Source organism: Halomonas sp. LC1 (assembly GCF_030247125.1).
GTDB lineage: Bacteria > Pseudomonadota > Gammaproteobacteria > Pseudomonadales > Halomonadaceae > Vreelandella.
Genome location: NZ_JASSPG010000004.1, coordinates 235188 through 258715, shown reverse-complemented (window position 1 = coordinate 258715; position 23528 = coordinate 235188). Strand labels below are relative to the sequence as shown.

Sequence of the window (23528 nt, the reverse complement as noted above, 5' to 3'; positions counted from 1 at the left end):
AGGGCGGCGCTAGCCGCCCCGATCACGCCACCAAACGCCAAAATGCCATACCGCTAAGAGAAAGCACGAAAAGGAATTCAATGCTTAATATCACCCACCACGGCGGAGCCAAAGGCGTCACTGGAAGCTGCCACCAGCTCACCCTTGATAGCGAACACTCACTGCTGATCGACTGCGGGCTATTCCAAGGCGAAGACGCAACAGAAGACGACGCCTTTAAGCAGCTACAAATCGAATTCGATATCAGCACCGTCAAAGCGTTGGTCATCACCCACGTACACATTGACCACGTAGGCCGCTTGCCTTACCTACTGGCAGCCGGGTTCAAAGGGCCAATCATCTGCTCCATTCCCTCGGCCAAACTGTTGCCCCTGGTGATTGAAGACGCCCTAAAAATCGGCTTCACCCGCAACGCGCAACTCATCGAGCGTTTCCAGCAACAGCTAGAAAGCCAAATCGTCAGCGTGCCCTACGGCAAATGGCACACCGTGGTAGAAAAAACCGAACAAGGCAGCATCACCACACGGGTAAAGCTCAAGCGGGCGGGGCACATTCTGGGTTCCAGCTACATAGAAGTCGCCCACCAGTACCCCAATGGTGAAAAGGAACGGGTGATATTCAGCGGCGATTTAGGCGCCCCCTACGCACCGCTACTCCCCGCACCTAAATCCCCCTACGGCTGTGAACAGCTAATACTCGAAAGCACCTACGGCGACCAACAACACCCCGACCGCCGCCAGCGCCGCGCCACACTGAAACATGCCATCGAGCAAGCACTCACTAACGGCGGCACGGTTATGGTGCCCGCCTTCAGCATAGGCCGCACCCAAGAGCTACTCTACGAGCTGGAAGGCATCATTTATGAAGCCGAGCGCAACGCCAAACGCGGCTTACCCAAAAGCCAGTGGCAAGCGCTAGAAATCATTGTCGATTCACCGCTCGCCGCCCGCTTCACCCAGGTATACCGCCAGCTAAAACCCTACTGGGACAAAGAAGCCCAACGCCGCCTACGCAGCGGCCGCCACCCGCTCAACTTCGATAACCTCTACACCGTAGAAAGCCACGAAGCCCACGAGCAAACGGTAGCGTATTTAGCCAACACAGGCCGCCCCGCCCTGGTGATCGCCGCCAGCGGCATGTGTGCAGGTGGGCGCATCATGAACTACCTAAAAGCCATGCTAGGCGATGAGCGTCACCAAGTACTATTCGTAGGCTACCAAGGCGCAGGCACCCCAGGCCGCGCCATACAGCAGTACGGCCCCCAAGGCGGTTGGGTAGAAATAGACGGCCAGCGAATTGATATCAAAGCAGGCGTTACCTCCATCAGCGGCTACTCCGCCCACGCCGACCAAAAAGGGCTGCTCAACTTCGTCAAACGCATGCGCCGCTGGCCCCATACCATCCATTTAGTACACGGCGAACAAACCGCGCGCAGCGCGCTCAAATGTGAGCTGGAAGCGATGTACACCCGTAAAGGAAAGGTGGTGAAAGTAGTGAATGGTGAGTAGCACCAGCCCCGTTTCGCGACATAACCATCAATCGTGGCAACACCTCAAATGGCGGCAACCACCCCGTAGCGCGGCGTAACGAAAGAGCGAGAGTAACGAGCGAAAGAGGCACCTGCGGAGGCGGCGATAGCCGCCCCGAACACGCCACTAAATGCTAAAACGCCACCACAGAACACCATCGGCAACCAAATACCAAATGATCGAGATAAAGAACCTCTACAAGCGCTACCACAACCACCACGGTAGCGACTGGGTGCTCAAAGACATCAACCTCACCATACCTACCGGGGTGAGTGTAGGCCTGATTGGCCGCAACGGTGCCGGTAAATCAACACTGCTGCGCCTTATTGCAGGTATGGACACTCCTGATAAGGGCGAGGTAATACGCCACAGCCGCGTTTCGTGGCCAGTAGGGTTAGCCGGCGGCATGCAAAACAACATGACTGGCCGCCAAAACGTCAAATTCGTTGCACGTGCTCAAGGCTGTGGCCCCAAAGAAGTCAAACGTGTGATTGAGTTCGTTCAGGACTTTGCGGAAATCGGTGAAGCTTTCGATGAACCTGTACGTACTTACTCATCCGGTATGAGGTCACGTCTTTCATTTGGATTGTCACTCTCTTTTGATTTTGATGTTTATATATCGGACGAGGCAACAGCAGTAGGTGACAGAGTTTTCAAGGCTAAAGCGCAAAAGTTATTTAAAAATAAAATTGGTCAAGCGTCCTTGATTATGGTGTCTCATGGGGAAGGAATATTGCGTGATTTGTGTAAAGTAGGTGTTTATATCAAGGAAGGTAGTGCCTATTGGTATGATGATATAGAAGATGCAATCGCGGCATACCATAAAGATGTTGATTTAGAAAAAAATGATAATGATCTTCTTTCAAGGGTTGATGAAGGAGTCGGCGATAATGGCTTCGATTATGAGACTCTTCCTGTAAAAGAAGTAAGAAGGTCTTTAAAGTACGTTAAAAATAGCTTTTCTGGCATTGGGCAGCTCTTAAGAGTTGCTAAAAGCGAGTCGTGGCCTGTGGCTGAAATTAACTTTATAGCTGCTTTGTACAATGAGGAATTAGAGAAGCTAAATCGCTATTCAGAGCTTCTGTATAAAACCCCCGAAGGAGCTCTGCAGAAACTGGAAGGTGACCTTCGGCAAGCTGAGCATAAAGTTAAATTTTATACTCAAGTTATTGAGAAGAAGGGCGATAGCTTAAGTGACGAAGAAAAAGCTGTAGTTTATAAAGCTATTGAAATGGCATATGATGATAAGGTTAAAGTAAAAGCTAAGCTGGAAGCTCTTGATGGCTTTGATTAAGATAAACATTTAATTGACGGAAGGTTTAAGTGAACAGAATTGCGATTGTCGGCCATCCATCCTCGGGTTACATGGAAGTGGAGTCACTGCTAAAGCAATATGGTATGGCAGAGGCAGTTCCTTCTAGAAAAGAGGGCATGAGCATTCATGACATACAATCCACGCTTCTTAAAGCTCTAAATGCCATTAGCGTTGAACAGGCGCAAACTGAGGCTGAGTTAAATCAATTAACCCCCAGTCAAACATGGCAAGGGCTGGCTCTTGATTTGCTTCTTGGCAATATAGATCAGAAGAGCGTATGGGGCTGGGCCTCATCTAATACACTTCCCTTACTTAATATGTGGCATGAGGTAGATGATCAAACAGCTTTTCTGTTGGTGTACCAGCACCCTATCATTGCATTGCAAAATGCATTAGATCGCAAAGAGAGCATATCAGCGACTGAAGTTCTCAATAACTGGGCAGCCTACCATGGAGCCTTGTTAGCTTTTTACTTACGCTATCCAGAGCGCAGCTTTCTGATTAATACTCAGCAATTCCTTAGCCATCCTCAAGAGGTACTCAAAGCGTTACCTGGGCTTTCAGCTAAACCAGCAGAAGGCGTAGCGACAACCACTGAAATCAGCTCATTAACGGCTTTGCTTGACTCTCTGGAAGAGACGGAGATTGCATACTTAGAAGCAAAGCCTCTAGCACGCTTCCTAAGCGAGCAGGTGGTTGAAAAGCATCCAGCACTCTCCCTATTTGAAGAGTTACAGGCGAGTGCGACTCAGCCAAGTGAAATTAACGGTGAAGTTGCAAGTGGGGATGCTTGGCAACACTTTAAGCAACAGCGAGCTGCTTTGCTGAATACGCTAACGAAATTGAAGCAGACACTGGAAAAAGAAAGCGCTAAGAACACTGCTTTAAAGCGCGAAAACGAGGAATTGAAAAAAACATCTCCTACTCCAGCCGTTGCTGCTGTCGATACTACTGAGCTACAGCAAGAAAACAGCATGCTGCTAGAGCAGTTGCATGTAGTTCAAGAAGAGTTAGAAAAGCTGTACAGTCAAGGTGGAAAAAAAGCCGCAGCTATTTCAGAAAGTGGACCTTATTACGGTGCCGATCAGCGTATCAAGCGCCAACTCACCTATCGGTTAGGCGCAGTGGTAGTGAATAGCCACAGTGTTAAAGACTTTGTCTGTCTACCACTGACGCTAAAGCGCGAATATGCTGCTTATCAGAAAGATCTGAAGGCCCACAAAAGCGAAAAGTTGCCACCTATTTCTCAGTATGCAGATGCTCACAAAGCAGAACAGGTGAAGCGGCACCTTTCTTATCGCTTGGGACAAGTGATTATGGATAATGCAGGTTCCCCTATGGGGTGGTTAAAGCTGCCGATGGCGTTAAACCAAGAAACTAAGGCCTTCCGTAAAGAACGTCAGCGTTAACCATCTATGCCATTTTGCCAATAACACCAATACCTTAGCGAGCACTCTATGACGGATGCGCCTCATTCCTTTCAAACCAACTTTTCACAACCCGCGCTTGGCCCACATACGCTGATGCTGGTGCAATGGTTAAGTGCCCTCCACAGCATAAAGCCTTTGTCACAATTAACGCTGTTAGGGGTAGGCAATGGCTATAGCGAAGTACTCACCTGGGCAGCTGAGCACGCTATAGAAAACGTGAGCTTGGTAGAGGCTAGCCAGCAGCTATTTAACCAACTAAGCGCTAAATGGCAGGCAGCGCAGCCGGAATGGAAGTTGCACAATGTGGTGATAGATGCTGGGGTGGATAAAGCTGATACGTTTTATTTAGCCAGCAACTCCACCGAAAGCGGCTTGCTGGCACCTATAACACTTACCCCTCTATGGCCGAACATCACAGAAAAAGAGAGCCAGCCATGTGAACCTGTCAGTTTGACTGAGTGGGCAAGTACACACTGGCGAAGCTCAGGGCAGTGGCTCTTTATTAACTATTTTTGTGAAGCAAGCTTGTTAACTAATCAGGTCGCTGAGTTTGATAAAGTAGACGTACTTAGGTTGCGTGTAAGTACTGAAGAATCAGTACCCAAAGCTATAACTGCAGCTGAATGGGAACCTGCATTGAAGCAAGCTGGTTTTCGCATAATTAGCCGTGAGAGTGAGCGTCATCCAAGTATTGAACGCTGGCTGTGTGTTAAGGGACTCAGTATTGAATCCTCTGCCGATAAAGTGGAGCTTGCTCAGGTAAAAGCGGAGTTTGAACAGGTAAAAGAGAAGCTTGAAAATACTTATGATTTGTTCATGAGCCGTAAGAAGCAGGCGTTAGAGTGCGAAAAGCAACTGGCTGTTATGGAAGACGAATTAAAATCAACTAAAGAAGAGCTGTCTCAAGCGCGGCAGCAAATGGCGCAAATAAAATTGCTAAGAGAGTCAGTCGATCAATTGTCCCAGAAAATGACGCAAGGGTTTACGATTCAAAGCGAGCAGCGTCAACAGTCAACAAATGCATTAGGAAAACATATTACACAAATGCTTCAACCTTCCAATGTGCAGACCGAAAATGAGGAAAAGGATAACCTATGAGCGCACAGCCTCTTATGGTCAAGCAGGCCATGCAAGCATTTCGGCAAGGGAATTACGCCGCCGCCAAAGTGCTTTACCAAAAAGCTGCCAAACAGTACGGCGCACATTTATTTAAAGCCAATCTCTATCTGTGTGATAAATACGCTGGCAGCGGTTCAAAAGGGCTAACCACAATGCCTGAGACTACGGCAGGTCAAGTGGAACAAACCCAGAGTCAGCTACAGGAAACTCAGCAACTTCTTGAGCACTATTACCAGCGCTGCCAAGAACTTGAGTACCAACGATTAGAGCGTTGATTAACAGCTAAGGTAACAGAATGAAAGTATTGACCGTATTTGGCACCCGCCCCGAAGCGATTAAAATGGCACCGCTGGCACTTCAATTAGCCGCCGATGAGCGTTTTAACGCTAAAGTATGCGTGACGGCACAGCACCGAGAAATGCTGGATCAGGTGTTATCTCTATTCGAGCTAGTACCCGATTTTGACCTGAATATCATGAAACCGGGCCAAGACCTAAACGATGTCACCTGTGGGATTCTGCAAGGTCTCAAGGGCGTTTTTGAAGAGTTTAAGCCTGATATCGTGCTGGTTCATGGCGACACCGCGACCACCTTTGCCACCACCCTAGCGGCTTACTACCAGCAAATTCCTGTTGGTCACGTAGAAGCAGGTCTGCGTACCGGTAACCTATACTCGCCTTGGCCGGAAGAGGGCAACCGTAAACTCACTGGGGCATTGGCAAAATTGCACTTTGCACCCACCGAAACCTCTCAACAAAACCTGTTGAACGAAGGCATCGCACCAGCGGATATTCACGTAACAGGCAATACAGTGATCGACGCACTGTTGGATGTTGCCCACAAGCTGGATACGAACCAGGCATTGGCGCAAGAGCAGGCCGCACGCTTTCCCATGTTGCAGGCAGACAAGCGCTTAATACTGGTCACTGGCCACCGCCGCGAAAGCTTTGGCGGCGGTTTTGAGCGTATTTGCCAAGCACTGGTAGATACCGCCAAAGCACACCCCGATACGCAGATTCTCTACCCGGTTCACTTAAACCCGAATGTACGCGAGCCAGTGAATCGGTTATTGGCAGGTATTGATAACGTCCACCTTATCGAACCTCAAGACTACCTACCGTTCGTCTACTTGATGAATCGCGCCCACATCATTCTGACGGATTCCGGTGGTATTCAAGAAGAGGCGCCATCTTTAGGTAAGCCCGTGTTGGTAATGCGCGATACCACCGAACGCCCAGAAGCTGTTTCCGCTGGTACCGTAAAGCTGGTGGGCACCAATGCTTCTACCATCACTGAGGAACTGACCCGTCTGCTAACAGATGAGGCAGCCTACAACGCCATGAGTTATGCCCATAACCCCTACGGCGATGGCACCGCCTGCGAACGTATTCGCAACGTTTTAAGTGAGTGGAAACAGTAATAGGCGAGTATCAAATACTCGTCACTAACTATTCACGACTCACCATTTAATATTCAACATCCACTACTCACGGATAAACACATGAAATTTGAAACTATCTCTATGATTGGCCTGGGCTACATTGGTCTGCCGACTGCAGCGGTATTTGCTTCACGGAAGAAGAAAGTGATTGGTGTTGATGTCAACCAGCACGCCGTAGATACCATTAACAAGGGCGACATTCATATTGTAGAGCCTGAGCTGGATATTGTAGTGAACGCTGCGGTGAAACAGGGCTACCTACGAGCAACCACCACCCCTGAACCCGCTGATGCCTTTTTGGTAGCCGTACCCACACCGTTCCATACAGATGAAAACGGCCAGAACCATAAAGCAGATTTGAGTTATATAGAAGCAGCAGCCAAATCCGTGGCAGCGGTATTGCAGCCAGGCAACTTGGTGGTTCTAGAATCCACTAGCCCCGTAGGTGCCACCGAGCAGATGGCAGAGTGGCTGGCAGAAGCACGGCCAGATCTCACGTTCCCGCAAACCCACGGTGAAGCATCCGATATTCGTATTGCTCACTGCCCCGAGCGTGTATTACCGGGCCATGTCATTCGCGAGCTGGTTGAGAACGACCGCGTTATTGGTGGTATGACCCCGAAATGTGCTGAAGCGGCCTGCGCGCTCTATCAAATCGTGGTGGAAGGTGAGTGTGTTGCTACCACTGCTCGCACTGCCGAGATGGCCAAGCTAACCGAAAATAGCTTCCGCGATGTCAATATTGCTTTCGCGAATGAGCTTTCCACCATCTGCCACGAGCTAGATATCAACGTGTGGGAACTGATTGCTTTAGCAAACCGTCACCCACGAGTAAATATCTTGACCCCCGGTGCGGGGGTAGGCGGTCACTGTATCGCTGTAGACCCTTGGTTTATCGTAGATGCTTGCCCAGAACAGGCCAAAATCATTCGCGCAGCGCGCGAAGTGAACGATGCCAAACCGCAGTGGGTGCTAGGCCGTGTGAAAGAAGCGCTGGAGTACTACCACCAGCAGCACCCGGATGCCAAGCGAAGCGATTTAACGGTAGCTTGCTTGGGGGTTGCCTTTAAACCGGATATTGATGACCTGCGTGAAAGCCCCGCCCTGGGTATTGCCAAAGAAATTGGCAAGTTGGGCTGCAAACTGCAAGTGGTGGAACCCAATATTGAAACACTGCCCAAAGGCTTGGAAGGCGATAACGTAACATTGGCGACCTTTGATGAAGCCATGGCACAAGCCGATGTGGTCTGTGTGTTAGTGAAGCACAAGCCGTTTATTGTTCATAAGAAGGCCGTGAGCGGTAAGGAAACAGTCATCGACGCTGTGGGCCTACTAGGCTAAATATCCACCCATAACTGTCGCTAAACCAGGTGAGTGATAAGGCAAGGCGTTCCTCAGCCCAAGCCGCCACTCACCATTCACCATTCACCATTCATCTCTCACGGAAACCCATGGACGAGCTTCTTCAACACGCCACACATTTAGCGAATCAAACCAGCCATGCACTTTCAATGCCTATCAAAGGCCGTGTGGCTTATGTGGTTAGTCATGGTCAAAGTTATGCGAGCAACGGCTATGCGATTCGCACACAAGGTGTGGCTAAAGCCCTTAATCAGCATGGCTTTGAAACTCTATGTTTTGTTCGGCCGGGTAGACCGTGGGAGTTAAAGCAAAATATCCAACCTACCCCTCCTGAAGTGACCATTCAGGGGGTGCGTTATATTCATAGCCGCTGGCCTAACGATGTTGTGCCGTCCAATGAGCGCGAACACTTAGAAGCGAGCGTTCAGCAATTCATGACGCTGTTCAGCGTTTACCGCCCAGAGGTGGTGCTAGCTGCCTCTAATTGGATAGTAGGCTTACCCGCTTGGGTGGCGGCTAAGCGGCTAGGTTTACCGTTTTATAATGAAGTACGCGGTTTCTGGGAGCTATCACGCGCTGCACAAGATCCCGCTTTTGAAAGTAGCAAAACCTGCCAAATTGAAGCAGAGCGCGATACCTTTGTGGCAAAGCAGGGGATAACTACTTTCACGTTAAATGCTCCTATGCAAGAAGAGCTGGTGAAGCGTGGCGTCAAGCGCGAAAGCATTCAGCTAGTACCTAATGGCGTTAGCGAGCTACCGAAAATTGCTCCTGCCGACCCTGCACTTAAGAAGCGGTTGGGAATTCAGGAAGGTGACAAAGTAGTGGGCTACATTGGTAGCCACAGTGTTTATGAAGGCTTGGATACCTTGATAGCAGCCTGTGAGGCATTGGTGCAGCAGGGGCAAAAAATCAAGCTGCTTTTAGTGGGTGACCATCAGCCGATTACTCAGGCGCACAAAGCCGACAAGGCAAACGTTAAGCAATCCTGGTTAATTCAAACTGGGAGAGTGCCACATGAAGAAGTAGCTAAATTCTATTCTATAATAGATGTAGTGGTGATTCCAAGGAAACCCTTCAGCGTTAGTGAGCTTGTGCCTCCAATGAAGGCATTTGAAGCTATATCATATGGGAAACCTTTGATAGCTTCTAATGTTTTGGCTATGAAGGATTTTAGCAAAATATACCCAGTTAAGCTGTTTGATAATAATAAGGGAGCTGTTGAACTATCTAATTTGATACTAATGGTGTTAAGCGGCCAAGAAAGTCCTAATAAAAAGAAGCTTGAAGATTTGCTTTTTTCAAAATCCATAAAAACAACCATTTTTAACGCCTCTGCTGATTCTATTAAAAATAATGCGACTGTTCCATTGCAATCGAATAAGACCAAGGGTAGATATAAATTTTGTTTTACAGAGTTAAGTGATTTACTTAGCTTTGGTTTTTCGATAAAAAGTGATAAGAGCTATGATAAGACTGGTGCTATTTTAGCTTTGACTTTTAGAAATTTTGAAGGTGAGGCTTTAGAACCAGCTACTTTGGACACACAAGGTTATTCCTGGTCGGCAGCATATGGTAGGTATAAGTATTTGCCAGTTTGTGATTCATATATAAATTACTGTGTTAAACTGGATGTACCGCCTGAAGCAAGCTCATGTGAAGTTGTAATAAGTTCGAGAAAATATGTTAAGCTAAATATGCGGGGGGATTTGATATCCTCATCTGATGAGTTTGACTATACTTCTCTTAATCAAGTTATTGCGTGGGCAGACAAAAAAGAAAGTTATAAACTAGAAGATGCTATTAATGTTGTTAAACAGCCTGGCTGTTCACTTGATAGTATTATAAATTACATTAAAACTCTTCCTGGTCATGAGTTGCTAGTTGCAGATATATATTGGGCTGTATGGGTAGTTACTAAAGATCCAATTATGTTTGGAGCTGCAAACAGAGCACTGGTTTATCAAGGTAGGATGTATGATACAAAGAAACTTCTAGACTCATGGGAAAATATTTATACTCCAAATAATACAGGGGTATTGTCTAGGAGAGTTAGTGATGAAATAGCTTATCTTGAACAAGGTTTTGAAGTTTTAGATAAAGGTGCCTGTGAATATCAGCCTGATAAAAGTGTACTTTACTTACTTCATAACCGCTTGCCGTACAATTCTGGTGGTTACGCGACTAGGACACATGGCCTATTGACAGGAGTTGAAAAAATAAGTGACTTCAAGATGTCTGGAGTTTCAAGACCTGGTTATCCTACCGATCATGCACAACATATTAGCTTTAAACTCCCCTCTCCAATTCCAAAAAAAGATGTAATTGATAAAATAGAGTATTTTTCTCTTGATCAAAGAGTTAGAAGATCAAGCTTAACAATTAGTGAGTATATTGAGGGTTATGCACGAGAAGTTGAGGCAGTTGCAAGAGATCAAAAAGCTTGTGTAATACACGCTGCTGCAAATTTTCCTAATGGATTGGCTGCTAGTTTGGCTGCAAGCCGATTAGGAATTAAGTCGGTATACGAAGTGCGAGGCCTTTGGGAAATCACTAGATTGTCCCGCCAAGAGGGGTGGGATAAGACTGATCAATTTAATTACATGGCAAAAATGGAGGCAGAAGCTTGTAAAGCAGCAGACGAAGTTTTAACTATTACTCAAGCTCTAAAAGACTTGATGGTAGAAAGGGGAGTTGAAGAAAATAAAATAACAGTAGTGCCGAACTGTGTTCATACAGATCTTTTTAAACCATTAGAAAAAAACAATGAGTTAGCAAGTAGCCTTAACATTAATAGTGATGATGTGGTTATTGGCTATATAGGTTCTATTGTAAATTATGAGGGGTTAGATGATTTGTTACAAGCTCTAGCTTTGCTTGTTAAAGAAGGTATTGTCAATTTTAAATTTCTATTAGTAGGGGATGGGGCAGTACTAGATGAATTGAAAGATCTTGTAGTACAGCTTGGTCTCACAAGTCATGTTGTGATAACAGGTAGAGTTCCTCATGATAAAGTGCAAGAGTATTATTCTTTAGTAGACATAACTCCTTTTCCAAGAAAGCCATATTTAGTATGTGAAGCAGTTTCACCGTTAAAGCCCTTTGAAGCTATGGCATCCGAGAAGGCTGTTGTTGTTTCAAGCTGTGCAGCACTGACTGAAATTATTGAGCACAATAAAACAGGATTAGTGTTTGTGAAAGGTGATATTGAATCTCTCAAAGAGAAGCTCAAAGAGCTGATTGTCGATAAGGAATTAAGGTTAAAGTTGGCTAAAAGTGGTCGTGATTGGGTTATAAAAGAAAGAGATTGGAGTAATTCTGCAGCCAAGCTTGTATATGTTTATAATTCATTGATAACAGGTGTGCGTTTTGACTAATACGAATTTAATACCAGTTCATTGTTTTTTGCATAGAATTTTTCCAGTGGAATATTATAATAATGCAGAGGAAATAGTTGATAAAAAAATTTTCAAGCCACGTAAAGATAGCTTAGAGTTTTACATTGACTTTCCTCTTGATTGGGAGGCAAGTGTTAGGAATGTAGATCGGAATTGGAGGATGCAATTACAAGGTTGGACCTTTTTTCATCCCATTATGAATTTTTTTGATAGTTTTGATGAAAAAAATAAGGTTGTAAATTATTTTTTAGATGTTGCAAGGGATTGGTGGGATAAATATGGTTCTGATCCAGATGATATCGTAACTACTAGAATGCCTAAAAGTTACGCCTGGTATGATATGTCTGTGGGTTTTCGTGCCTTAGTAATTACGTTTTTTGCTGATCGATTGGACTATTATAAAATAAAGCTAAATAGTGAAGATTCTTTTTTACTTCAAGAATTAGCTGCTAAGCACATAAGGCATTTAAGTAATCCTAAGGTTTTTAGCATGAATAACCATGGCTTGTTTCAAAGCCATGGTTTAGTGGGGCTGCTGAAAAAATTTCCCGATGTAGTAGATAATCCTAAAGATAAACTGGCTTATGGGCTGAAATTGGTAGAATCTTTAGTGGTTAATCAATTTGGAGAGGAGGGGGTGCATCTTGAACATAGCCCTCATTATCATTTTTATGCACTTAATACACTGAAAGCTAAGATTGACTCAGGGTGGTATGACGAATCAGCATATATAAAAGAGATTGCATCTAAGGCAGATGCAAATAGTAAATGGTTGGTTGATCCTCTCAAACGTCCAATTTGCGTAGGTGATTCAATATTAACCGTACAAAAAAATATAACATTCCCTTCTGAAGATTCAGGGGATTATTTGTGCAGTGATATAGCAAAATCCGGCTATTCTATTGTTAGAAGCCCTTGGGGAGTAGAGGGTAAGAATAGCTCAATGCTCTTTATGACGGGAGCATATCACCATAAGAGTCATAAGCATCGTGATTGTTTAAGTTTTGACTGGTTTGAAAGCGGCCATCGCCTAATTTGCGATAGCGGAAAATATGGTTATAAGAGCGATATTTATAGAAATTTCTTCCTCTCTAACCGTGCTCATAATTCTGTTGAAATTGAAGATTTCGATATCCTGAAGGTGAAGCCTTATGGCTCATCAATAAATAATCCAGTAGAAGTATATCCCGGTATTTTTAAGCTTGATGGAAAGTTAGACTTTCCTGCAATTAAGCATTATAGAACTATTTATTATAAGCCCGGAAGCTGGTTGATCGTAATGGATGATTTAGATTTTGTAAGAGAACGAACTTACAAACAATGGTTTCATCTTGAGCGAGATTTTCGCTTAGAAAGCTTTACTGGTAACTCTGGTGTTTTTAAAAATGACGATAACATAAGCTTATATGTTGATTGCTTAAATAAAGATTTGAAGCTGAACTTGCATAAAGGTGATGAGGAGAATATGCAGGGCTTCATATGTGAAAAAGATTACCAATTTTCCCCAGCATATGCATTAGCTTTTGAAGGCTATGGTCAAAAAAATAATATTGTCACATCTTTGTCAGTTAGTAGAAGTGCTCAGGAAAATGCAAAAACATTTATTTTTGAACAGTCATTACTTATAGATAATCGCAAGGAAGAGGTGTTTTTTAAGAATAATATATTAAAGGGAGTAGAGAACTTATCTTTTTCTAGCAGTCGCCAGCTTGCTAAAGCTGATATTAGTTACGAAGGCGAAAAGACAACTCAAGTGAAAGCACGGGGTGTCCTGCTTTCTTTTTATTCATCATTTAAAAAAAATGCTAGTAAACTTGCTGTTTTTTTACCCGGTGCAACTTCAAGAAAGTACGGTGAATTTGATTTTCAGAGGCACTCTTGGGGCCAGGATTTAGCTGATTTTGATTGTGTGTTTTTTTCAGACCCTAGTGTTAAGGATAGCAATAATCTAACATTGGGATGGTTTCAAAATGAAGAAAGCTCATATGGGATTGATTCGCTAAAGGAAGTGATTGTTGCGCTACTGAAAAAGACTGGTTATACGCAGAAAGAATTATTTATTTTTGGTTCTTCTGGTGGCGGATATGTTGCTTTGAAATTATCCGAGTATTTTAAGAATGCACTTGTATTAGCGATAAATCCTCAAATATATTTGTTTAATTACTCTATCAGTCATTATGAAAATATGCTTAGATGTTGTTATGAAGGTCGCGCTGCAAGCTTTGTAAAGAAAAATTTTTATGAAAGGCTTGTTTACACTCCTTCGTCATTTAAAAGAAAAAATCCAGTCTTTATTCTTCAAAATATATCTGACGATAAACACTATAAGAAGCATTTCATGCCTTTGGCTAATAAAAGGAAATTGATGCCTCTGGAAATTGACTCAGTTGGGAATGAGGAAGTTAGAACAAATTTGAATCTATTGACGTATAAAGATGATGTGTTGAAACATACGCCTCCAAATAAAGAAGATACTTTAGCTGTCTTTGAAAAGATATTCAGATTCGCAAATTTTAAATAAGGATTGATAATGGAAAAATTAGCTATTAACCAGCTTTCCAGTCATGGCAATCAAGTTATTATTGCTTGGGATGCGTCGCGCGGATTAGATGGTGTTTTCGAAAAAGAAAAATTGATAATTAATTTTGAGTCTGAAATTTATTTCGATCTTAATGTGGCTGTATTTATATTTTTTAATGTTGTTGTTCCTTGTTATCATCACACATGTCTCAATGTTGAAAAAATAGAAGTCTGTCTTCCTGAATCTGTATCAAATAATATGATTCAATTTCTCTTGGAGTATCATGACCTTAATCGCGTTGAATGCATATTTTCTTCCTCCTTATCTCAAGAGTTTAAGTTAAGCTCACATATTGAATATAGCACGGATAGCACGGATAGTTATGCTTTGTTTTATGGTGGTGGAAAAGACTCTCTTTTATCGGCTGCTGTTTTGCAAGATGCTTATGGCGCTTCAAACGTGACCTTGTTACGCCTTGTTTGGGATCAGGATGAAAATAATTTTCAAAAGAAACGAGAGATAATTGATGAACCGATGCAGTTTATGCTCAATAAAGGTTTTAAAATTGAGTACGTAGAGAGCAATTTTCATTCAATTGTAAAAGACCGTTCTATTGGTAAAATACCAAATATCGCTCTTTATCCAGGCTTAATGGCTCCTCTGATTGCAAAGCGAAAGTTTGAGCAACTTTCACATGGTTATGATGTGGCTCATTTTCATGAACCTATCAATGTTAAAAGATCAGTTCCATTTAAGCTGGTCCGGCCAGAAAATTTAAAGATATTACAATTCGCTTTAACTGAGTTGGTTGGTAGTAAGGTTTCATTTAGAAATATAAACTATGGCTTCAATGCTGGTGTAGCATTTAAGTTTCTAGCTAAATCTTACTCAGAGTATTTGCCTAATATTTATATGTGCGAAAGGCTTTCAGGGAAATGGTGCATAAAATGTAGGAAATGTTTCCTTTATGCACTGTCTTGCTTGGCTTACAAGGTTGATGCTGACTTTAATCTCGGATATTTTTTCCAGAATTCATCTTATATTAAAGAGTTGATGAAGGATGTTGATGAAGCCTATTCAGAAGGCTTTGATCAAATTAATTATGTTTATAAGTTTGCATATCCAACACATTTGTGTTCAACAGTGCAAATTTCTCACGATATAGATTTAAACTACGCAAGAAAAATCCTATGGCATAAGAAATATCCAGATGCCTTTGTTAATTTAATAAAAATAATTGAGCCTTTTAAAAATTTCAGCTTTACAGATTACGATGCTTTTTGGTTGCGTGCGTTTGAAAAAGATTTGCAGGAGTTTGGAGGTGATGATAATCACACCTTATTAGATCTATTGAAAAGCAGGCTCAGCGAAGCATCAATTCCCATTTCAGAAAAATTTGTTTTTACTGGGTATAATCGAAATAATTTAGTCTCTTACGACTTTAGCTAAATTTTTTTTGAATGGTGGCTTTATGAGTTTTTTAGATAAGTCTGATGTAGAAGCTTTGGAAAAAATTATTTCTAATTACTCGCATGAGGTGTCAATCAAGCTCACTCGTGATTTAGTAACTGTTCAAAACAGAATATACTCTCAATTAGAAAGCCTTATATGGCTTCAAAAAAGGTTAAACATCAAAGGTAGTCTCCCTCCGTTGAGAGGGTGGGCCACGTCACCTGATGTATTATTAAGGTTACATACTCACATCATGCTATCCGCACCTAAGATAGTAGTTGAATTGGGTAGTGGGTCATCATCAATCGTTGCTGCAGATGCGCTGCGCCAAAATGGTTATGGTCAATTGATCTCTATTGAGCATAGTAGCCACTATGGTAAGCAAACACTCGCTAAGCTGGTTGCTGAAAACTTACAGCCTTGGGTAGATTTACGTATTGGCGAATTAGAGGCTTGGAATAAGCAACACCTTTGCCCTTCCGATGCGGTAAAGTCACCTTTTTGGTATCCCGAGCACTTATTGAAAGGTATAGAGGGTATCGACTTATTGATTGTCGATGGCCCACCGGGTGCCACCTGTGAGTTTGCTCGCTACCCAGCATTGCCCGCCCTTTTTGAAAAGTTAAATCCTGGAGCGCAAGTGTGGATGGATGACACCGTGCGCCAAGAAGAAAAAGACATTTGCCAGCGTTGGGCTGATGATTATGGGTTTAATTTGGAATACTACCCTCTTGAAAAGGGACTCGGCATTCTTTCACGAGCTTAATTAGCACTTGGTACATCTATGCAAATGCATATAGTTGTTAACTGAGGGCTGTGCTTTAAAAAAATCACTCTGAATTAGCGGAAATACTATGTGCGGCATTGTTGGCGCGATTAGCGCAAAGGAAAGCACCGATTTTCTACTCGCAGGGTTATCCACCCTGGAGTATCGCGGCTACGATTCGGCAGGCTTGGCGGTACTCAATAATGGGTTGCAGCGCGCCCGTGCCAAAGGGCGTGTGGCGGAGCTAGCCAGCAAAGTGGCGGAAGCGGGTATTAATGGGCATGTGGGTATCGCTCACACACGCTGGGCTACTCATGGCGTTCCCGCCGAGCGCAATGCTCACCCGCACATCTCCTCTGGCTTGGCGGTGGTGCATAACGGCATCATCGAAAACTACGAGTCTCTCCGTGAGCAGCTTCAAGGCCTGGGGTATGTGTTCACCTCGGATACTGACACAGAAACCATTGCTCACCTGATTCAAGCCTGTTTTAAGGGCCAAATTGGCGAACCCGCCGAAAACCTATTTTCTGCCGTGCAGTGTGCCGTTGCCCACCTGAAGGGGGCGTTTGCGTTAGCCGTCATTAGTGAGGAAGAGCCGGATTGCCTGGTGGTTGCACGTGAAGGCTCCCCGCTGATGCTGGGCGTTGCAGAAGATGGCTACTATGCCGCATCTGATGCCTCTGCGCTGCTCTCTGTTACCAAGCGCATGATGTACCTGGAAAACGGCGATGTAGCCCGTTTAAGCCGCGATGCGGTGGTAGTGGTCGATGGTATTGGCCAGATGGTTGAACGCGCCATCGTCACGTCTAGCTTGAACGCCAACGCGGTCGAGTTGGGCGATTACAACCACTACATGCAGAAGGAAATCTTCGAGCAGCCCCAGGCGCTTAGCAACACGCTGGAAATGATTAGCGGGGCAGGGCAGTTGCAGCCCGGCATTTTTGGTGCGGAAGCCGCTGAGATTTTTCAGCAGGTGGATTCGGTACTGATTCTAGCGTGTGGTACCTCTAGCTACGCAGGCATGACGGCGAAGTACTGGATTGAGCAAGTGGCGGGCATTCCTTGCAACGTAGAAATTGCCAGCGAGTATCGCTATCGCCATAGCGTGCCTAACCCAAAGCAGTTGGTCGTGGTGATTTCTCAGTCCGGTGAAACCGCGGATACCCTGGCGGCGCTGCACCACGCAAAGGCGCAGGGGCATACCTTCACCCTGGCGATCTGTAACGTTCCGGAATCTGCCATTGTGCGTGAAACCGCGCTGCGCTTTATTACCCGCGCTGGCCCGGAAATTGGTGTGGCCTCTACCAAAGCGTTTACCACTCAGCTTAGTGCGCTGTTCTTACTCACGCTGCTGCTTGCCAAGGCGAGCCAGCGCTTGAGTGATGACGCTGAAAAAGCATATCTAGACGAGCTTCGTCACTTGCCCATTGCTGTTGATAAAGTGCTGGCGTTGGAGCCAAGCATTGAGGCGTGGTCTCAGCATTTTGCCAATAAGCACCATGCGCTGTTTTTAGGCCGTGGTCGGCATTACCCGATTGCTTTGGAAGGCGCGCTTAAGCTCAAAGAGATCTCTTACATTCATGCGGAAGCCTACCCGGCGGGTGAGCTGAAGCATGGTCCGCTGGCTCTGGTCGATTCCGAAATGCCTGTGGTGGTGGTAGCGCCCAACGATGAAATGTTGGAAAAGCTGAAAGCCAACATGCAGGAAGTAAGTGCCCGTGGCGGGCAGCTTTATGTATTTGCCGATGGTGGCAGTGCGGTTAAGTCGTCTGACGGTGTGAATGTATTGTTGATGCCTGAGCACTACGGGTTGCTTTCACCGGTGTTACACGTGGTAGCGCTTCAGTTGCTCTCTTACCATGTGGCGTTGGTGAAAGGTACCGATGTTGATAAGCCGCGCAATTTGGCGAAGAGTGTGACGGTGGAGTGAGGCGGTTTGGGTGGCTGTATCGGGGCGGCTAAGCGCCGCCCACGCGGGTGCCTCATTTGCTCGTGCCTCGCAAGATTCGTTACGCCGCGCTACGGGGTTCAGTGCATACACCTGTAGCGCGTGGTAAGCGGAGCGCACCCGCGAAGCACTCCATTAGGAGTGCCGATGGTAGCGCGGGGGTTAAAGGGCGCACGGTGGCTTCATCCAGGCGGCTGTTCGCCGCCCTCGCGGGTGCCTCCTTCGCTCGTTACTCTCGCTCTTTCGTTACGCCGCGCTACGGGGTTCAGTGAATGCACTTGTAGCGCGTGGTAAGCGGAGCGTACCCGCGAAGCAATGCGTTGGTGGTGCCATTGGGGGGCGGGAGTTAACTTCTGATAAGATAATCAAGCAGGGGCCTTAAGGCCCTTTTTTTTGTAGGCGAATGTTCAGGAGTGAACCGCCTGGGGCAGTGTTTTTGCCGCATCGTTGTGCAGGGAGCGATATAACAAATAACACCTGAGTGGGGGCACCATGTCGGATGCACAGGAAACAATCGCGAGCCTGGAAGCACGTTTGCGAGCGCTGGTGGAACACTATGCGGTAGAGCGTGGTGAAATGGCCGAGCAGCTGAGCCAGTTGCTGGAAGAGAATGACCGCTTAAAGCGTCAGGTGAAGCAGTTGGAACACTCTGCGGGTGTAACGTTGGGGCAGTCGCAGGAATCTAGCGGCCATGCGCTCACCTTTGATTTTTCATTACCTGATCAGCCCGTAAGCTAGTTAGGTAGGTGGTAATGCAGGAGTAAGGATGCAGGTGTTTAGGGCAGGAAAAGCACTGCTGCGCCAGTGGGTGGGGCAGCACGCGCTGGCCTTGGCGGCGGGTGGTTCATCATTCGCACAATCAGCGGCGGGGGTGTGGTCTTACTATCGCTTGGGAATGTACCAAACAGTGGTGAACCAGCCTGCCTTCCCAGATAACGTGAATGCTCAGTTCGCTAGAGCGGCCTCGTTAACGGCTCTGGGGGAAGCACAGCAAGCCGAGGCAGTGGCGCGTTCACTATTGAAAAGCGGCCAACTAGGTGCCCGTGTGCCTGCGTTCATTCAAGCCATCGCTGCCTTTTCGCCCCCCTTGGCGGAACAGCTCTGCCATGAAGCGGTGCTACCTGCTTCGTCTTTTCTACCCTTAGGCTTAGCCATGCGGTTGGGGGATTATCCCTTAGCCAAGCAGAGGCTACAGGCTTACCAGCAGGCGGCTAAAACCCCCAATCCTGAAGCGCTACTGGTGGAAAGTAACCTCACTGCCACCACGGCGCTTCAGCAGTGCGACTTCATCAATCAATTTTTGGCCCGCCATGGGCTTTCCGCTGTTAGGCCCGTTGATGAGCACGCCCCGTTGGGCGTCATGAATCTTGCAGCGGTGGATAGGCCCGCCCACGCGGATGATGAAAGCGCGTCTGCCAGCCAAGGGCCGCTGGTCAGTGTACTGATGACGACGTACTGCTCGGGAGAGCGTGCCGTTCGTGCAATTGATTCGTTATTGGCTCAGCAGTACCGTCACCTCGAAATTGTCGTGGTGGATGACGCTAGCCCTGATAACACCTTTGAGCAGCTCTTGGAGTGCGCTAAACAAGATGCGCGGGTTCGGTGTTATCAGTTGCCGAAAAACGCGGGTACGTACGTTGCTAAAACCTACGGTTACCAGCAGGCGCATGGTGAGTTCATTACCTGCCATGATTCAGATGATTGGTCGCACCCTGAAAAAATTTACCGCCAACTGGCTCCCATGCTAAAACACCCGGCCATCATGGCGACCACGTCTCAGTGGGTTCGTTTAAGTGATGAAGGGAAGTTTTTTGTACGCCAGGCAGCACCGTTTACGCGCTTGAACCCGTCTTCGCCACTGTTTCGTCGTGCGGTGATTGAGCGCATGGGCAGTTGGGACTTGGTGCGTACCGGGGCAGATAGTGAATTCTTGGCACGCATGAAGCTGTATTTTGGTAAGAGTGCCGTAAAACGCTTGATTGAGCCGCTTGCGTTTGGCGCGCACCGAGACGATTCATTGATGACCGCTAAAGATACCGGGCATCAAGAAAATGCGGTCTCCCCAGCACGGCTGGCCTACTGGGAAAGCTGGAGCGAGTGGCACCTTCAACGGTTACGCAGCGGTGAGCCACTCTGCTTGGCACCGATAAGCGGTCAGCGGGCGTTTCCGGCACCCGATGCAATTGCGGTGCCTGAAGCGGATATCAACACATTGCTAGGTGAAGCGCGTTAAGGCGCTCGCCAGCCATTAACATAATACGTTTGGTGGGTTTGGAGAATGCGAAAGTATTTTGGTACCGATGGGGTTCGCGGGTTAGTGGGTGAATTCCCCATGACCCCTGATTTTGCCATGAAGCTGGGCTGGGCCGCAGGGCAGGTGCTGGGCGCAGAAGGCATTAAAGAGGTCATCATCGGTAAAGATACCCGTGCCAGTGGCTATATGCTGGAGTCGGCGTTAGAGGCGGGCTTTTCAGCGGCAGGCGTGAACGTGGCGTTGGTCGGGCCGCTTCCTACTCCGGCGGTGGCGTATTTAACCTCCACCTTCCGCGCGGATGCCGGGGTGGTGATCAGTGCCTCGCATAACCCGTTTCACGATAACGGCATTAAGATTTTTGGTCAGGGCGGTTTCAAACTCTCAGACGCACAAGAGCAAGAGATCGAGCGTTTGCTGCATACCGCCATTGAAGGCGGCATGACGTGTGTGAGTTCGGAGCTGTTGGGTAAAGCCCGCCGAGTAGACGATGCCGCTGGGCGTTATATCGAATACTGTAAAGCGAACCTGCCCGGCAACTTGAGCTTAAGCGGCCTGAAAGTGGTGGTGGATAGCGCCAACGGCGCTGCCTATAAAGTTGCCCCGGCCGTGTACCGCGAGCTGGGGGCCAATGTGGTGAGTATTCACGACCAGCCCAACGGCGTGAACATCAACGCGGGGTGCGGTGCCACTGCGATGGAAAGCCTACGGGCGGCCGTGCTACAGCATGAAGCCGACCTGGGGATTGCGCTGGATGGCGATGCCGACCGCCTAATGATGGTGGATCACACCGGTACGGTGGTAGATGGCGATGAGCTGCTGTTCCTGCTGGCGAAAGATGCCAAAGCATCGGGTTATACCGGCGGTGTCGTCGGTACGCAAATGAGCAACCTGGGCCTGGAACAAGCGCTGGCAGCCATGGATGTGCCTTTTAAGCGTGCCAAAGTAGGCGACCGCTACGTGATGGAGCAACTCAAGGCCACCGGCTGGCGCTTGGGCGGCGAGGGTTCTGGTCACTTATTGAGCCTAGACCACGCCTCTACAGGCGATGCCATCATTGCCTCACTGCGCGTACTCACCTGCTTATTGCAGCAAGAGGCAACGCTGTTTGTGGCGAAGCAGGGCATGCACAAGCTACCGCAAACGCTGATTAACGTTCGCTACACTGCCGTAGAAGGCATCGACCCGCTAGAAAGCGAGCAGGTGAAAGCGGCGGTCGCCAACGTAGAAACGGAGCTTGGTGATAGTGGCCGTGTGCTGTTGCGTAAATCTGGCACCGAGCCGCTAATTCGTGTGATGGTTGAGGCAGTGGATGCCGAGCAGGCGACCTCTTGCGCGGAGAAAATCGCCGCATCGCTGGCGTAATCCGGCCGTGACTATGTACAAAAGCCAGCCAGCCTTTCGGCTGGCTTTTTTGTGGCACTTTTTTGTGGCTAGGTAACAGGTCAATGATTCTAAAAGAGAAGCTGTTTCTGGCTAATTGCGACTCTGTGCGCCAGTTAAACCCAGATGAAGTGCGCGCTCGTTTTATGGCGGGCGTGCTGTTTGCTGATGGCGTGGTGCTTTCGCCTAATTTACTGATCGATAACCCGGCGATTATTTCGTTGCTGGCATCCAAGCATGTTCAGCGTTGGTTCAAGCGCGATGAGCATAATGAGAGCAAGCTGATGATTCGCGGCTTCGGCCTGGAGAATGGCTTTTCCCTGGTCGACTATTTTGAACACTTAGATGCCAACTATGTGGTGTCTCAGTTGGGCGGCGTGCGTAAGGGGGAGCTGACTGCTGCGCAGGCTACCCAGCTCAAAAAGCAGTTAGAAAAAGCCAGCGATGTTTTAACCTGCTATCAGCCCTCTATTGTGTCGCTTGAGAAGAAACCCGGGGCATTGAGCGAGCAAATACGCTTGCGGTTAGCAGGGGCTGCTACTTCCACCACTGAGGTTGCTGTAGAGGCGGAACAGCAGCGCAGCGTTCACCAACAAACGCTGGCGCTTGTTGAACAAAGTGGTAAACCGCTGGGGTCGCGTTCTGATTGGTATTCGGCACTTGGCACGCTGGAAATACCCGCTCTTCAGCGTGATCAGTTCCGTTTGGAAGTCGTGGATGCAAGTTACAACGGCCTGTTCGTGGGGGAAGGGGAGGCCTTCGTGATGGATCGCATCCAGGTGCTTTCGCGTTTGCCGCTATGGCTGTTGGATACGGGTATTTCGATAGGTAGCCGACGGGAAGAGTTGGCCACGCTGAAAGCAGGCTATGATCTGTTTAGCTTTATCTCTACCTTAGGCAGCGAAGAGCTGGCGAGCGTTCTGGCCGATAAAGCTTTGGAATACGCGGAAGAGAAAGCCAAGGCGCACGGGGTTTCCTGGTGTGAGCGGCGCAACTGGTTTGGCCTTTACCCTAAGCTAACGCGCTTTATGGGCGTGGAGTTGAAATAGTGCCTACACACTCCTCAAATGAGCATATTGAATATCAGAACCCCTGGTTTCGTGTGTTGCGTAATGGTGCCTTCCACTACGTGGATGAGCCAGGGGCGCATGCCGGGGCGGCGGTACTGCCGCTGGTGGGTGATACGGTGTGGCTCTTAGAGATGCGTAGGCCAGCTCAGCAAGGGGTAGCCACCTGGGAAATTCCACGTGGATACGGTGAGGCTCACGAAACATCACAACAGTGCGCACTGCGCGAGCTGCGTGAGGAAACCGGGTTGGTCGCAGAGCCTGCGCAACTCACCTGGCTGGGTAAAATGCGCCCAAATACGGCCATACTGACTTCTTGTATCGATATCTATTTGGCTGAGCTACCGGTGGATAGCCAGACACACATGCCGGATCAGGAAGCTGAGCGCATTGTTAAAATACCGCTGGAACAGTTGCCACGTCAGTTAGCACAGGGCAAGTTAGAAGACAGTTTTACACTGGCAGCGTTGAGTTTTTACTGGGCAGTTTTACGCTAAGGGTATGTTAGCCTTAGCATTTTGCTTATTACTATTATCGTCATGGTTA

The 23528-nt window shown here is 47.2% G+C and carries 17 protein-coding genes; all 17 read left to right on the top strand.

Features of this window, described 5'->3' with window-relative positions; genetic code table 11:
- Window positions 1-80: 80 nt before the first annotated feature.
- Window positions 81-1508, top strand: a complete 1428-nt coding sequence (locus tag QIT27_RS08655) for an MBL fold metallo-hydrolase RNA specificity domain-containing protein (RefSeq protein ID WP_285263498.1) — start codon at window positions 81-83, stop codon at window positions 1506-1508.
- A 151-nt stretch (window positions 1509-1659) separates the two neighbouring features.
- Window positions 1660-2823 carry an ABC transporter ATP-binding protein gene (locus QIT27_RS08650; protein WP_285263497.1) on the top strand — a complete coding sequence of 388 codons (1164 nt, stop codon included), beginning with the start codon at window positions 1660-1662 and terminating at the stop codon, window positions 2821-2823.
- Window positions 2824-2852: 29 nt separating this feature from the next.
- Window positions 2853-4253: a DUF8374 domain-containing protein gene (locus QIT27_RS08645; RefSeq protein ID WP_285263496.1), complete on the top strand. Its 1401-nt coding sequence runs from the start codon at window positions 2853-2855 to the stop codon at window positions 4251-4253.
- Between the two features lie 48 nt (window positions 4254-4301).
- Window positions 4302-5372 carry a Rossmann-fold NAD(P)-binding domain-containing protein gene (locus QIT27_RS08640; protein ID WP_285263495.1) on the top strand — a complete coding sequence of 357 codons (1071 nt, stop codon included), beginning with the start codon at window positions 4302-4304 and terminating at the stop codon, window positions 5370-5372.
- The gene (locus tag QIT27_RS08635) at window positions 5369-5668 is read left to right on the top strand and encodes a hypothetical protein (RefSeq protein ID WP_285263494.1); all 300 of its coding nucleotides are present in this window, start codon (window positions 5369-5371) and stop codon (window positions 5666-5668) included. Before QIT27_RS08640 ends, QIT27_RS08635 begins: the two co-directional genes overlap by 4 nt.
- Window positions 5669-5688: 20 nt before the next feature.
- Window positions 5689-6813: a non-hydrolyzing UDP-N-acetylglucosamine 2-epimerase gene (gene wecB, locus QIT27_RS08630; RefSeq protein WP_285263493.1), complete on the top strand. Its 1125-nt coding sequence runs from the start codon at window positions 5689-5691 to the stop codon at window positions 6811-6813.
- Between the two features lie 81 nt (window positions 6814-6894).
- Entirely contained in the window at window positions 6895-8175 is a 1281-nt protein-coding gene (gene wecC, locus QIT27_RS08625) for a UDP-N-acetyl-D-mannosamine dehydrogenase (RefSeq protein WP_074210392.1), read from the top strand.
- 110 nt (window positions 8176-8285) lie between these two features.
- A complete protein-coding gene (locus QIT27_RS08620; RefSeq protein ID WP_285263492.1) occupies window positions 8286-11573 on the top strand; it encodes a glycosyltransferase in 3288 nt (1095 codons plus the stop codon).
- Window positions 11566-14115 carry a heparinase II/III domain-containing protein gene (locus QIT27_RS08615; RefSeq protein WP_285263491.1) on the top strand — a complete coding sequence of 850 codons (2550 nt, stop codon included), beginning with the start codon at window positions 11566-11568 and terminating at the stop codon, window positions 14113-14115. The genes QIT27_RS08620 and QIT27_RS08615 overlap by 8 nt, the downstream gene beginning before the upstream one ends.
- Window positions 14116-14124: 9 nt before the next feature.
- Entirely contained in the window at window positions 14125-15564 is a 1440-nt protein-coding gene (locus QIT27_RS08610) for a hypothetical protein (RefSeq protein WP_285263490.1), read from the top strand.
- A 22-nt stretch (window positions 15565-15586) separates the two neighbouring features.
- Window positions 15587-16333 (top strand): class I SAM-dependent methyltransferase, encoded by a 747-nt coding sequence (locus QIT27_RS08605; RefSeq protein WP_285263489.1) that lies wholly within the window; start codon window positions 15587-15589, stop codon window positions 16331-16333.
- Between the two features lie 88 nt (window positions 16334-16421).
- The gene (glmS, locus tag QIT27_RS08600) at window positions 16422-18263 is read left to right on the top strand and encodes a glutamine--fructose-6-phosphate transaminase (isomerizing) (protein WP_285263488.1); all 1842 of its coding nucleotides are present in this window, start codon (window positions 16422-16424) and stop codon (window positions 18261-18263) included.
- A gap of 510 nt (window positions 18264-18773) precedes the next feature.
- Window positions 18774-19019: a hypothetical protein gene (locus QIT27_RS08595; protein ID WP_285263487.1), complete on the top strand. Its 246-nt coding sequence runs from the start codon at window positions 18774-18776 to the stop codon at window positions 19017-19019.
- 28 nt (window positions 19020-19047) lie between these two features.
- A complete protein-coding gene (locus QIT27_RS08590; protein ID WP_285263486.1) occupies window positions 19048-20514 on the top strand; it encodes a glycosyltransferase family 2 protein in 1467 nt (488 codons plus the stop codon).
- 45 nt (window positions 20515-20559) lie between these two features.
- Window positions 20560-21897 (top strand): phosphoglucosamine mutase, encoded by a 1338-nt coding sequence (gene glmM / locus QIT27_RS08585; RefSeq protein ID WP_285263485.1) that lies wholly within the window; start codon window positions 20560-20562, stop codon window positions 21895-21897.
- An 83-nt stretch (window positions 21898-21980) separates the two neighbouring features.
- A complete protein-coding gene (locus QIT27_RS08580; protein WP_285263484.1) occupies window positions 21981-22964 on the top strand; it encodes a hypothetical protein in 984 nt (327 codons plus the stop codon).
- Window positions 22964-23479 carry an NUDIX hydrolase gene (locus tag QIT27_RS08575; RefSeq protein ID WP_285263483.1) on the top strand — a complete coding sequence of 172 codons (516 nt, stop codon included), beginning with the start codon at window positions 22964-22966 and terminating at the stop codon, window positions 23477-23479. Before QIT27_RS08580 ends, QIT27_RS08575 begins: the two co-directional genes overlap by 1 nt.
- The last annotated feature ends 49 nt before the right edge of the window (window positions 23480-23528 follow it).